Below are 14,597 nucleotides of genomic sequence, written 5' to 3'. Positions count from 1 at the left end.
CTCGAAATTCGAGACGGATTTATATTTCTAAGAAATTTCTAGAAAATTATTTTTGTAATTCTGCTAAAAATTCTTCGTGTGTAATTTTAGTTTCTTTTTTGCTTGCTTTCTCTAGGATTACATCTTTTAGTTTACCCATTGCAACTTCTTGAGAAATCTGTCTTACTTGCTCTTCTTGTTTTAGCATTTCTACCGCATATTTCTGTACTTCTTCTTGTGGAAGATTGTGGATTCCGTACATTGCTAATTGGTTGTTTACTAAAACTTCAGCTTGAGCTAAAACATCTGCATAATCTACTTTTACATCATAATCTTGGAATAATTTTCCTTCGATGATTTGATTTTTGATGATAGATTTTTCTGCTTCAAGAATTTCTTTAGCTTGCTCTTCAGAAGTAATGTTTGGATTAGAGAATAGTAACCATTTTACTAAGAATGCTTCTGGTAACTGAACTTCAGTTTTTTCAGAAACGTTTTCTAATACTTTATTCACAAAGTGAATATCAGCATTTTGTTGGAAATATTCGTCTAATTCAGTTTTTACTCTTGCTTTTAATTCTTCTTCAGAATTAATATTTCCTTCACCATATACTTTATCAAATAATTCTTGATCTAGTGGTGCTAAGTTTAATTTATAGATTTCTGTAACAGTAGCTTCTAAATCTTCATGATGAATGTGACCTAGTTCATGCTCGTTGTAATTTAAATCTTTAGCCAAAGTTTCGTTTTCCGTTAACTGAGTTTTAGTTAACTTCACTACATCACCTACTTTGTGAGATTTTACCAAACCGAAAGCTTCTTTTTGCTCAGCAGAAACTACTACATTTTTCGGTGGATGATTGTGCTCTCCTTCTGCATCAGCTTCTACTACTTGTGCAATAGAAAGTGCTACATAAGAATCTTTAGTCGCTTTATCTTGAGCATCTTTATCAGCAAATCTTTTTTGCATGTTTTCGATGCTTTGGTTGATTTCTTTATCAGTAGCTTCTACTTTATAATGAGGAGCTTCGTAAGAAGATAAATCAATATTAAAATCTGGCTCAAAACCAACTTCGAAACCTACAGAAACTTCTTCTGCATTGTAATCTAGTTCGTTCATAGGAACTGGAACTGGCTGACCAACTAATCTTAAATTGTTTTCGTTTACATAGTTGTTCAACGCTTCAGAAATTTGTTTGTTAATTTCTTCAAAAGCAATACCTGCTTCAAATTGTTTTCTCACCATGCTCAATGGAACTTTCCCTTTTCTAAAACCAGGAACAGTAGCATTTTTAGCATAATTGATCAGTTGTTTTTCAACTTTATCTTTGTAATCAGATTTATTTAAAGTTACTGTAAGCAAAGCACTTACTTCGTCATGATTGGTTCTTGTAACATTCATCTTGTTAAAAATTTTGAGTTGCAAAAATAGTGTTTTTTTATGAAAACAGAAAGCATTTTTTATAGGTAAATTTTCCTTATAAAAAGTCAATTCGCTTTACCGAGAATTTTATCATCTCAATAAAGTAATTTTCTTAGATTTTTAGAAATTCATCATCAGTTTCACACTGAAATTTCCGCCCATGTTAAAAACGCCAATTCTTCCTGTTGCTGGGTTTTCAGGAGCATATTTTAATCTGCTCAAATGGTTCTGATACGCTACATCTGTTAAGTTTTCTCCGCTGATGAAAACATTGAAAAAGTCTTTTTTGCCAAATGCTTTAATGTCTGCACCAATTCCTACACTCAAAAGTGTGTAAGCAGGAGTAGCAGTTTCGGTATCAAAAGCGCTGTAAATATTATTTTGCTTGAAATAATGGTCTACTGAAAATTTAGCATAAAAATCAGAAAAAGTATTATTCACCTTCTCGAAATTGGTTTTAATCTCTCCACGATATTTTGGCGCTGGAATAAATGGCAAGAACTTTTCATTTTCTGGACGATTATTCTGCGTAGCTCTTACATAAGAAAATGAATTTTCTACATGCAACCAATCAAATGGATGTGGGTGAAAATCCAAGAAAATCTCTCCACCGAAAAGCTGCGCGTTTCCTTGAGTAAATCTAAATGCAGGAACTGGATCATTTGGGTCAATAATCACATCATTTCCGTTTGCATCTTGCATTTTTTCGGTATAAATATAATTAGAAATGAAGTTCACAAACGGCGTAAATTCAAAACTAATATGGTCTGAATTTAAGAAATATGCCGCATCAATTTGGTGACTGATTTCGGATTTCAGGTTGATGTCACCAATTTCGTATCTGAAAGTTCCTTCGTGAATTCCGTTAGAAGAAAGTTCTGCAATATTCGGTGCTCTGAAACCTCTAGAAAGATTTAATTTTAAAGTAGATTGCTTGTCTAATTGATAAGACAAACCTAAACTTCCAGAAATTCCGCTGTAATTTTTATTAAATTCCGCAAATTTCACATCGGTATCTTCCAGCATTTCTTGAGCATCTACATTTCTATTGTCAAATCTCAATCCTCCCGCTAAAGTCAGTTTTTTGTTAAAAGTTTTTTGTGTGAAAACAAACGCTCCTGCATCGAAAAATTGATAATCAGGAATAAGCGCTTCTACTCCTTTATTGGTGTTCGATTGTTGCATCCCACCAATTCCGAAAGAAGTTTCCCAATTATTGGTTTCTTTCACGTTATATCTTACGTTATAGTTGAAAGTATTCAAATCAAAGAACAATTCTTTTTCATCAGGATTGGTTGCGTCTGCAAATTCTTTTCTTTTATTGTTTTGAAAAGCAAAATCAGCATTAATGGTTCCGTTTTTCAATAAGAAATAATTATTAGAAGTCAATCTCAAGTGATTGATTTCTTGATGCGGAAATCCTACTTTATAGCCTTTGTAATCTTCATCTGTTGCAGTAACATCGTCGCCATTGTTATTGATGAACGTGAACTTTCCATCAGCATCTCTTTCTCCTTCTACAATATTCAAAGTGGTATTATAAGAACTCACGTTGAAATAAGAATGTCCCCAGTTTTTATTGATTCCTAACATTAAGTTGCCATCAAATTCTTTAAAACCCGAGTTCAAGACTTTTCCGTCATATTTATTTTCATAATTTCCAGCCAATTTATTGGTCAATCTACCTTCCCAAACGAAGCCGTTTTTATTTCCTTTATTCGAAAAAGAAGTCGCAATTAAGTTGTTATTCGTTTGATAATTGGTAATCAATTGATTTTCGATTTTACCATTTGCTGCAACTTTTGGAGAAATAAAATTCAGTACACCCGCAATTCCGTCTGAACCGTACATTAAACTTCCCGGACCTTTTACAATTTCTACTTTCCCAACAGAAAATTCATCGATTTCTATTCCGTGTTCGCCACCCCATTGTTGACCTTCTTGCTTGATTCCATCTACCAAAGTGATTACTCTATTGTAACCTAAACCTCTGATTACAGGTTTAGAAATAGCAGCTCCAGAAGTAATTTGGTTCACTCCCGGAATATTTTTCAATCCATCAATTAAGTTGGTGGAAGCATTTTGGTTGATGATATTTTTATCTACAGATTTAATGACTACTGGAATCTTTTTCAGTTCCGAAGCTCTGGTTACTGCAGTTACCACCACTTCATCTATTTCTTTGGTAGATTTTTGAAGAGTGAAATCAGAAACAGCATCTTGGTTTACTTCTATTGAAACCAACAATGAAGTATAGTTATCACCTGTAATTTCTACGAAATATTTTCCAGATTTTAGATTTTGGAAAGAGTAATTACCATTTTGGTCTGAAACGGTACTGGTTTTAAGGTCTACCAGATAAACCGAAGCATTTTTTACAGGCTCTTGAGTATCAAAATCAGTGATTTTTCCACTTAATTTATATTGCGCCATTACCAACTGTGTTGCAAGAAACATTGCAACAAAAAAATATATTTTTTTGATTAACATTTAGATTAATTTTTGTTAAAATTGAAATAATAAAGGAATTTGCGAACTTCTAAAAATAGCATCGCAAGTCGTAAAAAATCTAAATGAAAACTGGTGGCGCCCGTAATGAGAAGAATACTACTTTTTCTGTAGGTACAGTAAAGTGATATTGGAAATTTTTAAGCGTAATTTTTTTAGAAATAATGAACAGAAAATTTGCATCGGAATCTAAAATTCCTACCCCAGCATTAAAAAAATGTGAAGAGAAACAATCATCTACTCCACCAAAATTTACAATTTTTTCAGAAACAGGTTTCTTGCTAAAAGACAGTAAATCTTCTTTGAAATTATTGGTATGGGTATGGAAAAAGCCCGAAAATACTACAGCAAACAGATATACACTTGCAAAAAGTGATGCCAGAAATCTTCTGTTTGAATGTAATTTTTTGTTCATTTCTGCAAAAATAGCAATATTTTATTAATAGCCAAAAAATCAAATATGACCAAAAACATGGTATCCCGTTTTGTATTATTTTGTAAATTTGCATGTCAAATTAAAACACTATGGGTAACGCAAGTTTGAAAAAAATCGCGGTGCTTACTTCGGGTGGAGACGCACCGGGAATGAATGCAGCAATTAGAGCAGTGGTAAGAACTGCAAACTACCATAAAATAGAATGTGTAGGAGTAAGAGGAGGCTACACTGGTCTTATCGAAGGTAATTTTACCAAAATGGGACCTCGTTCTGTAAGCAATATCATTAATTTAGGAGGAACCATCCTTCGTTCGGCTCGTTCTAAAGAATTCAGAACCGAGGAAGGTAGACAAAAAGCTTTCGAACAATGTCAGAAAAATGGTATTGACGCTTTAGTATGTATTGGTGGAGATGGAACATTTACAGGAGCTAAAATTTTCGCAGAAGAATTTGGCGTAAAAGTAATTGGTGTCCCAGGAACCATTGACAATGATATCTTCGGTACAGACTTTACCATCGGTTATGATACTGCACTGAATACTGCAATGGAAGCCATTGACAAAATTAGAGATACTGCTACCTCTCATAATAGAGTATTTTTCATCGAAGTAATGGGAAGAGATGCTGGTTTTATCGCTTTGAATAGTGGTATTGCTTCTGGAGCATTAGATATTCTTATTCCTGAGAAGAAAGATAGCTTAGAAGATTTGTTCGAAACTTTCGAAAAAGCACAAAAAAGAGGAAAAACATCTAGTATTGTTATTGTAGCTGAAGGTGAGAGATTAGCTTCTACTTATGAGTTAGCCGAACAAACTAAACAAAAATTCCCAGATTATGATATTAGAGTTTCTATTCTAGGACACATCCAAAGAGGTGGTGCGCCAAGTTGTGCAGACAGAGTTTTGGCAAGTAGAATGGGATATGGAGCTGTAGTAGGACTTATGAAAGGATTAACGAATGTAATGGCAGGAATTAGATCAAACGATTTAGTTTTTACGCCAATAGAAGATGCGATTAAAAAGCATAATGAAATCAATCAAGATTTACTCCAGATTGCAGAAATCTTGGCAATGTAAATTAATTTAAACAACTAAAAACAAAAAATATGTCAACAATTAAAGTAGGAATCAACGGATTCGGTAGAATTGGAAGTCTAGTTTTCAATGCAATGTTAGAAAGAGATAACATTGAAATCGTAGGGATTAATGACCTTATCAACGCAGAATACATGGCTTACATGATGAAGTATGATTCTGTTCACGGCAAATTTAATGGAGAAGTAAGAGTAGAAGGAAATAACTTAGTAGTAAACGGAAAAACAATCAGAATCACTTCTGAAAGAGACCCTAATAATTTAAAATGGAACGAAGTAGGTGCAGATTACATCGTAGAATCTACAGGACTTTTCTTAGATAAAGGTACAGCTTCTGCTCACATTAATGCAGGTGCTAAAAAAGTAGTTCTTTCTGCTCCATCTAAAGACGATACTCCAATGTTTGTAATGGGAGTAAACCACAAAGAATTACCTGCTGATTTACAAATTTTCTCTAACGCTTCTTGTACTACTAACTGTCTTGCTCCTTTAGCAAAAGTAGTTCACGAAAACTTCGGAATCGTAGAAGGTCTTATGACAACTGTACACGCTACTACAGCTACTCAAAGAACTGTAGATGGCCCGTCTATGAAAGACTGGAGAGGTGGTAGAAGTGCATTATTAAACATTATCCCTTCTTCTACTGGTGCTGCTAAAGCGGTAGGTAAAGTAATTCCTTCACTTAATGGAAAATTAACAGGTATGTCTTTCAGAGTACCAACTGCTGACGTTTCTGTAGTAGATTTAACGGTAAGATTAGAAAAAGCTACTTCTTACGAAGAAATTTGCGCTGCTATGAAAGCTGCTTCTGAAGGGGAATTAAAAGGAATCCTAGGTTACACTGAAGATTTAGTAGTTTCTCAAGATTTCGTAGGAGATAAGAGAACTTCTATCTTTGACAAAGATGCTGGTATCATGTTATCACCAAACTTCGTAAAATTAGTTTCTTGGTATGACAACGAAACTGGTTACTCTAACAAGTTAACAGATTTATTATTACATTCTGCTTCTTTATAATTAGCAAGAAATAATATCAAACATAAAAACCTTCGGAATATTTCTGAAGGTTTTTTTATGTCCATATTTTTCGAAAATAAAAAAACCATTTGCTCTATTTTCAAAAATAGAAAAGCCATTCGAAAGAATGGCTTTTTATTTGATTTTATATTGTAATCTTATTTGATAATTACTTTTGATACAGACATTCCTTGATCTGATTTCAGCATCAGTAAATAATTACCACTTTGTAAATTGCTTACTGAAATGGTATCATCTCCAGAATTGGCAGAAACTTTTTGAGTTTTAAGCATTTTACCACTTAAATCATAAAGATAAAGGTTACCGCCTTTTGCATTAGAATATCTTACACGAATCACACCATTTAAAGCAGGATTTTGTAAAATGTCTAAGGTTACCTTTTTAGCATTCACCGCTAGATCATCTGTAGACAAACTCACTTGTTTCACGAATAAAGAATTTGTAGGGTCCCATTCATACCAAGAGTCTTGAGTTACATTCACAATATCACCAGTCTGGGTTACTCCTAAAGTACCAGTAGAATTTCCATCTCTGAATAAGAAACTTACTTTGCTAACATTCGGGAAAGTATATTTAAACCAACCTACATTTTCAGTATCTGCCGTCATATTTATAGGAGTTCCCCAATTTGCAGCAGGAAGTGCATTAGATGGAGAATAATTCCAATAATGAATTTTCGGCAATGGCCAATTAGGAGTTGTAGTTGGAGGTTTGAATCTCACTACAATATTTTGAGGAGCTTCAAAAGAAAAAGCTTTTTCAACTACTCCCGAACTTAATCCTAAGTTATCAAAAGCTACCGCTTTTACAGTAGTATTAGAATTAATTACAAATGGAGAAGAATAAATAGGTGAAGAAGCTGTAGGATCGGAACCATCTAATGTATACCTAACAACAGGAGCTACTCCACTATCATCAGTGGAAGAAATAGTTACTGTTAAATTAGTTCCTTGAGTATATTTACTAACAGCAGGGGTAATATTAATATTAGGAGCAACATTTACAGCTGTTTTAGTCCAAACTGCATAATCAGTACCAGAAGCAGAAAGCACCCATCCTGTTCCTAAAGTAGGAGTCCAACTATATGGACCAATTTTAACAGCAACTACTGGTTCTGAATCTGTGAAACTCTTTTTGATATAAGCTGCATATAATCCAGCCTCCGCTTTATCAATGGTAATATGGCTATAAGCATTTATTCCAGTAGTTTTCCTTATTGCCATTAACTTATTAATTGCTGTCGCATATCCTGCACCATAGTTTCTTGTTATCCCATCTTTAGTATAAGTTCCTCCATAATAATGTGGCGCAAAAACACATGGAATTCCTGGATGAGTAAGAATATAAGCGTAAGCCTTAGGAATATCAGAGCCAAGAAAAGATGAGTCATGAACAAAAGTGTCATGGTTATCTACGAAAGTTACTGCTTTTTCGCTGAATCCATATTGCCCTGCTAAACCAGCCATACTTCCTGACCAATTTAATGACGCATAATTATTAGAGGCAAATTGTTTTCCATTAGTAACCATAACTCCAGAAAGAGTATAATATAAAGAAAAGTCAAAAGCTCCAGAAATAGTTGCACCACCAGAATACGTCCCGTTAATCCAAGTTTTAAGAGCATTTACATCACTATCCCAAAATTCACCTACAGAGTAATATGGTTTACTATCATTGATATAGTTTCCAAAATATGATGCAGAAAAACCTTTCGCTACATCCCATCTCCATCCTTTAAAACCTAAACCTTTTAGTCTAGTTAAAAATTCTTTGTACCCATTCTGAACGGTTAAATTGGTATGATCCATGTCTCTTGAACCGCCAAATTCCATTCCTGTGTCTGGAGCACCAGAAGGTCTACAACCTACATAAGAAGCACTCGCTGCATCATCATTACTACAAATTGTTTCACAACCCCATGCTGGATTTGTAAAATCTACCCAACCAGTAGTTCCACTTCTATGATTTGCCACTACATCTGCAATAGGATAAAGACCTCTTGCATTCATATTAGCAAGCATTTTTTTTAATTGAGCTTCAGAACCCCAAGAAGTTTGAGAAAAATTATACAATTCTGTAGGAAAATAACCCACACCTCCTGTAGAAGCACTTGGTGGTGGCAACCAAATCATATCAAAACCCATCGCCTTTAAATTTCCGGCTCTTGAGTTATAATATTCGTAAAAGCCACCTTCACTGGTGTGTCTTGACTGAGAGTATTCATCCCAACCAAAAGACTGGAACATAATATCATCTAAATAATCTTGTCCTTTTACGGAAATTACAGATAATAAGAGTACCAGCAATAAAGTAAATCTATGTTTCATTTTGTTCGTATTTCAGAAAGTAAAGATATATAAAAGAAATCTTTTTCAAAGCCATTTTTTTATGACTTTTGTAATTTTTCTAGAAAAAAATGTCATTTTTTTAACACAAATCTTAAAAAAAGGAATATTATTTTTTATTTCCCAATTCATTTCTGAAAATAAATTCTTCTGTTTTTCCTTTTAATTCTAGTTTTTTGAAGTAATAATTTCTAGATAATTTTCTTAAAAAATCTTTTTGGTCTACTAGATTCCAATAAAGATCTTCATGAATTTTTTGAGGCAATCTTCGGATATAGAATTCCGTTTTCCAAGTATCTTCATTGTGATAAAATTCTATTATGCCACAATGCTGGGGAATTTCTTCCAACGCAATCATTCCCATTGGCAATAGAAAGCTGAAATGATTACAAACATAATCACCACAACAAATTTTGTCATGCTTCAAAAATTTCTCTCCGCTATTTTGATTCTGATAAAATTTTTTGAAATCATTTTTGAAATCGCTCTTCGATAACTTAATTTCAATTTCATGAGAAAAACCTTCCTGATTAATCACCAAAATATCGGCTTCCCAATCGGTATGAAAATGATTGGTCAAGACAATATCTTTTTCAAAATCACAAAATTTTTGAATGTAGGCAAAAGTAAGTTCCTCTACTTTAATCATAGCAGAATTTTATGAAACCAATAAACTACAACCGCGAATATCAGAATGGTCTATTCTTCCCAAAACCTGAAACCCATGTTTGTCATTCTGAGCATAGTGAAGAATCTCAAAATCATTTACAATTTTGCCCAAATCTTGTGTCGCAATAAAACTGCAAGAATGTCTATTCGCCAAGTCTATAATATTGATAGCGCCAGTTCTGCCTGCTTCCATATAAGAAAATGGATCTTCGGTATTTCTGATGAGAACACGCATCCAGTTGGGCGTTTCGTATATATTTTCGCCTAGAGAATATGCCTGAGAAAGCAATTCTGTCATAGAATATTCAGAGAAAATTTTGTCTGTTCCGAAGCCTTTTTGTAAAATTTTCAGAAGTTCATCTTTGGTCATTTCCTCTTTTCTGCCTTTCATCCCGCCCGTTTCTATGACTGTAAAATCGTTGATTTGTAAAGTCGTAAAATCGTTATGAGATTCTAGGAAATCTAATAAGGCAAAAGAAACACCGAAAAGAATTACTTTTTTATTTTCTTGACCTAATTTCTGTAACAGTTCAAACAATTCTTGGTGATTATAAAGAAAATATCCGTTTTCTGGCTTTCCAGACTTTTTCATCAAGAAATCTACCATATAAATCAATGAAGAATGTGGATTTTCTGAATAATTGGGCAATAATCCTAAGAAAATATAATCTTCTGGTTTCCCTATAAACTGCTCAAAACTCTTATAAATACTTTCTTCGTAAAGGTTAAAATCTGCAATATAATGTTTAGAACGCGTCTGAATTTGCGTAGTTCCCGAACTTTGAAAATAACTTAAAGGTTTGTCAGTCTGAGCGGAGCCGAAGACTTTGTCTAAAACCAAATGGTTTTTAAACATTTCAATGGGCAAAAATGGAATATCTTTTATTTCTTTTATTTCCGATGGATTTTTACCTAAAAAATCTACAAATTTTCGGTAAACTTCTACATTTTCGTACTGATAAAGAAATGTTTCCAAACATACTGCTTGGAAATCTGCTTCAGATTTTATGTTGAAAATGTTTTTCAAAACTTACGCCTTATTTATATTCTAAAACTTTAAATTCCTCTCCATCAAAAACGCCATACGTAAAATACGAAATCCAATCACCTAGATTCACATGTTTTGCTTCCTTTCCATCAATTTTCAAATCTATAATCATAGGTAAATGACGATGACCATATACGAAGTAATCTAAGTTTTCAGACTTCAATTTTTCTTTAGAATAAATGATAAGAAACTCTTTGTCCTCGCCTAAAAACTTCATGTCTTCTACTCCACTAATCATCTTATTTTTGGTAGAAAAATAAATCGCAATTTTCATCGCAATATCAGGATGAAGCCACTTAAAAAACCACTGCGCAATAGGATTGGTAAAAAGTCTTTTCATTCTCTTATAACCTTTATCGCCTGGTCCAAGTCCGTCACCATGAGCTAAAAGGAAGTTTTTCCCTGAAACTTCATAATATTGTTTTTCAAAGAAAACTGGAATGCCGATTTCTTCTTCCAAATAATCTTTCATCCACAAATCATGGTTACCCACGAAGAAATAAATATCTATTCCATTGTCTTTCAGTTCGGCCAATTTCCCTAAAATCCTCACGTAACCTTTCGGAACTACATATTTCCATTCGTGCCAAAAATCAAACAAATCGCCCATTAAAAAAAGCACTTGCGCATCTTGTTTTATTTCGTCTAACCATGCTAGAAATTTAGCTTCTCTTGGCTTACTCAACTCAGGAGTTGGCGCACCAAAATGCTGGTCAGAAGCAAAGTAGATTTTTTTATTGGGTTGTAATTTTATTTGTTTCAAGGTTCGAGTTTCAAGGTTCAAAGTAAAAAATTATCTCATCATCAAATTAGCACATTAACTGTTTTCTTCCGCAAACCATTCTCCGTAAGAATTTTCGGTTTCGTGGAGTTTCAGATACGCCAATTGAACATGAGAAGGCAATTTATTTTTAATTTTTTCGGCAATTTCGTAGAGCATATTTTCGCAAGTGGGTTGGTAATTGCACTCAATTACTTTATGTCCTTTTTGAGCCAAATCTTCGCCCAATTCTTTGTGCGGTGTCAAAGCATTGAGTAAAACCGCATGATCCCAAACATCTACAATTTCCTCTTTTACAATTTTTTTAATATCTCCAAAATCCACTACCATACCGTTTTTCACGTTATTGATGTCATTAATTGGAGTTCCTTTTACGGTCACAAAAAGTTTGTAAGAATGTCCGTGCATATTTTTGCATTTGCCGTCATAGTTATACAAAACATGCGCCGTCTCGAAGGTGAAAATTTTAGTAATGCGTATCATGGTGCAAAGATAGAGAATTTTTGAAATTGAATTTGTTTTAAAACCATCATTTAATTAGCTTAAATTTGATTTAAAAATCTGCTCAATCAGCAAAATCAGCGAGACAAAATTCAAGATAAATTTCATAAATTTTTAAATTTCAATTTCCTTACCTTTACGCTAACAAATTTTAATGTTTTAGGAAATGAAATACCCATTTTCAAAACTCTTGTTTTTATATCAAAAGTATAATTTAGGGTGTTACATCTGTCCTCTAAAAAAATAATTATAATCAGATGAAAAACCTTTTCAAATTTTTGCTGCTTTTCTTTGCAGCAAGTCTTTTCGCACAAAACAATCAAAGATTTTTTCAAAAAATTGAATTTAAAAATAACACCGCCGAAATTTCTGTCAATGATGGATTATATCAAGTGAAATTCTACACGCCAGAAATGGTAGAAACGGCTTTTATCCCAAAAAATCAAACGCTTGCAGAAAATTCTCACGCCGTAATTCTCTCTCCAAAATCTGTAAAATACAATTTCAGAGAAACCAGAGGTTTTGCATGGATTGAAACTTCTGGAATTACCGTAAAAATTCAAAAAGTGCCTTTTCAAATTTCTTATTATAAAGGTAATGAACTCTTGATTTCTGAAAAAAATGGTTACGGAACTTATGAAAATGGAGAAATCAATAATCATCCGCAAAATTTTGAAACATTAAATTTCAATCTTTCTCCAGACGAAGTTTTATATGGAGCTGGAGCAAGAGCACTCGGAATGAATCGTCGCGGAAACAGATTAATGCTTTATAACCGTGCTCATTACGGCTACGAAACCAAATCTGAATTACTCAATTACACGATGTCTATTGTAGTTTCGAGTAAAAAATATTTGATTCATTTTGACAATGCACCGATTGGTTACCTTGATTTAGACAGCAAAAAAGACAATTCATTGACTTACGAAACCGTTTCTGGAAGAAAAGTTTATCAGGTAATTTCTGGAAATTCTTGGGAAGATTTGGTTAAAAATTATACCAATTTAACAGGAAAACAACCGATGCTTCCAAGATGGAGTTTAGGAAATTTTTCAAGTAGATTTGGCTATCGTACACAGCAACAGACTTTGGAAACGATTGAGAAATTCAGAGCAGAAAAAATTCCAGTTGATGCCATTATTTTAGATTTATATTGGTTCGGAAAATCCATTCAAGGAACGCTAGGAAATTTTGCTTGGGACAAAGATAATTTCCCGAAACCTCAACAAATGATTGACGATTTGAGAAAAAACAACGTAGAAACCATTCTCATCACCGAACCTTTCGTAGTGAACACTTCTTCGCGTTATCAAGAAGCGCTGGACAAAGAAATTTTAGCAAAAAACAACGAGGGAAAAGCATTTATGTACGATTTTTATTTCGGGCACACTGGTTTGATTGACATTTACAGCCAAAAAGGAAATTCTTGGTTCAAAAATATTTACAAAGACTTATTAAATCAAGGCGTTACAGGAATTTGGGGAGATTTAGGTGAGCCAGAAGTTCATCCTTCTACCATTCTTCACGGAAACGGAAAAAACGGCGACCAAGTTCACAACATTTACGGAATGGATTGGGCGAAATTGGTCAAAGAAAGTTTTGCTGAAACTTCACCAAATGCTCGTCCGTTTATTTTGATGAGAGCAGGTTATTCTGGTGCTCAAAGAAACGGTCTTGTTCCTTGGAGTGGCGATGTTTCTAGAAATTGGGGCGGATTGCAAAGTCAGCCTGACATTGCTTTGCAAATGGGATTGCAAGGAATTGCTTTTATGCACAGTGATTTAGGAGGTTTTGCAGGAAAAAATGAAGACGATGAATTGTATGCTCGTTGGTTGCAATATGGCGTTTTCAACCCAATTTACAGACCTCACGCTGACGAAAATGTACCAAGCGAACCGGTTTACAGAAGCGAAAAAGCAAAAAATTTAGCGAAAAAAGCCATTGAATTGCGTTACGCTTTGCTTCCTTATAATTACAATTTAGTTTTCGAAAATCATAAAAACGGAACTCCGTTAATGAGACCTTTATTTTTTGAAGAACCAGAAAATCAAATATTGTACACGTATAATACCGCTTATTTTTGGGGCAAAGATTTCTTAATTTCTCCGATTTTAAATAAAGGACAAAAAGAACAAAGCATTTATTTTCCTAAAAATTCTGATTGGGTAAATTTCTATACTGATGAAAAAACTTCTGGCGGAACTACTCAAATTTTTGCCACGGAAGAAGATAAAATCCCAACTTTTGTAAGAGCAGGAAGCATTATTCCGATGGCGAAACCGATGCAATCTACTAAGGAATACGATGGAAATTCTTTGATTTTACATTATTATTTTGACGAAAAAGTAAAAGAAACCGAACTGAAATTGTATAATGACGATGGTTTACAAAACGAAGCCTACGAAAAAGGTCAATTTGAAATGATGAATTTCGAAGCTAAAACCAATGGAAGGGCCATCAATTTTGAGTTAGAAAATGAAGTGGGCACAAATTTTTCAGCAAAATCTAAAAATTTAGAACTCATTATTCACCATGTTTCTAAAAATCCAAATTCTGTAAAAGCAGGTTGTAAAAAATTAGAATACACTTATGATTCTGAGAAGAAAACTTTGAAAGTGAATTTGGTTTGGGATTCTGCGAAAGAAAGTAAAGTGAAAATAAAACTATAACACCAAAATCGCCTCGCAAAATTGCGAGGCGATTTTTTCAACAAATTAAAAACTATGGACTCTTTGTTTGTTAAGAGTGACAAATGGAAATGAATTATGAATAAATC

At 33.6% G+C, this 14,597-nt stretch carries 11 protein-coding genes; 3 read left to right on the top strand and 8 right to left on the bottom strand.

All coding sequences use genetic code 11. The features are described 5' to 3' along the window. Positions 1-46: 46 nt before the first annotated feature. From C3729_RS11400 to C3729_RS11390, 3 genes are all read right to left on the bottom strand, one after another. A complete protein-coding gene (locus C3729_RS11400; RefSeq protein ID WP_069798575.1) occupies positions 47-1,381 on the bottom strand; it encodes a trigger factor in 1,335 nt (444 codons plus the stop codon). A 141-nt stretch (positions 1,382-1,522) separates the two neighbouring features. Continuing rightward, positions 1,523-3,892: a TonB-dependent receptor gene (locus tag C3729_RS11395; RefSeq protein ID WP_104794272.1), complete on the bottom strand. Its 2,370-nt coding sequence runs from the start codon at positions 3,890-3,892 to the stop codon at positions 1,523-1,525. 79 nt (positions 3,893-3,971) lie between these two features. After that, positions 3,972-4,325 carry a hypothetical protein gene (locus C3729_RS11390; protein WP_104794271.1) on the bottom strand — a complete coding sequence of 118 codons (354 nt, stop codon included), beginning with the start codon at positions 4,323-4,325 and terminating at the stop codon, positions 3,972-3,974. Between the two features lie 110 nt (positions 4,326-4,435). Between C3729_RS11390 and pfkA the strand changes: the two genes are divergently transcribed. Beyond that, a complete protein-coding gene (pfkA, locus tag C3729_RS11385; RefSeq protein WP_104794270.1) occupies positions 4,436-5,422 on the top strand; it encodes a 6-phosphofructokinase in 987 nt (328 codons plus the stop codon). A 29-nt stretch (positions 5,423-5,451) separates the two neighbouring features. Beyond that, positions 5,452-6,456 (top strand): type I glyceraldehyde-3-phosphate dehydrogenase, encoded by a 1,005-nt coding sequence (gene gap / locus C3729_RS11380; protein WP_104794269.1) that lies wholly within the window; start codon positions 5,452-5,454, stop codon positions 6,454-6,456. A gap of 158 nt (positions 6,457-6,614) precedes the next feature. Here the strand turns inward: gap and C3729_RS11375 are convergent, their stop codons facing one another. The 5 genes from C3729_RS11375 to queD form a co-directional block, all read right to left on the bottom strand. Continuing rightward, on the bottom strand, positions 6,615-8,804 hold the full coding sequence (locus tag C3729_RS11375; protein WP_104794268.1) for an FN3 associated domain-containing protein: 2,190 nt from the start codon (positions 8,802-8,804) through the stop codon (positions 6,615-6,617). Positions 8,805-8,931: 127 nt separating this feature from the next. Continuing rightward, positions 8,932-9,471 carry a hypothetical protein gene (locus C3729_RS11370; RefSeq protein WP_104794267.1) on the bottom strand — a complete coding sequence of 180 codons (540 nt, stop codon included), beginning with the start codon at positions 9,469-9,471 and terminating at the stop codon, positions 8,932-8,934. 9 nt (positions 9,472-9,480) lie between these two features. Then, complete coding sequence (locus tag C3729_RS11365; RefSeq protein ID WP_104794266.1) at positions 9,481-10,518, bottom strand: acyl transferase; 1,038 nt, start codon at positions 10,516-10,518, stop codon at positions 9,481-9,483. A gap of 10 nt (positions 10,519-10,528) precedes the next feature. After that, positions 10,529-11,302, bottom strand: coding sequence for a UDP-2,3-diacylglucosamine diphosphatase (locus C3729_RS11360; protein WP_104794265.1), 774 nt, complete (start codon positions 11,300-11,302; stop codon positions 10,529-10,531). 54 nt (positions 11,303-11,356) lie between these two features. Further along, positions 11,357-11,803, bottom strand: coding sequence for a 6-carboxytetrahydropterin synthase QueD (gene queD, locus C3729_RS11355; protein WP_104794264.1), 447 nt, complete (start codon positions 11,801-11,803; stop codon positions 11,357-11,359). Positions 11,804-12,078: 275 nt separating this feature from the next. Between queD and C3729_RS11350 the strand changes: the two genes are divergently transcribed. Further along, positions 12,079-14,490 (top strand): TIM-barrel domain-containing protein, encoded by a 2,412-nt coding sequence (locus tag C3729_RS11350; RefSeq protein WP_104794263.1) that lies wholly within the window; start codon positions 12,079-12,081, stop codon positions 14,488-14,490. The last annotated feature ends 107 nt before the right edge of the window (positions 14,491-14,597 follow it).

It is taken from the genome of Cloacibacterium normanense (assembly GCF_002943105.1).
Taxonomy (GTDB): Bacteria; Bacteroidota; Bacteroidia; order Flavobacteriales; family Weeksellaceae; genus Cloacibacterium.
The sequence above is the reverse complement of the archived record's forward strand: the minus strand, read 5'-3'. Positions and strand labels throughout refer to the sequence as shown.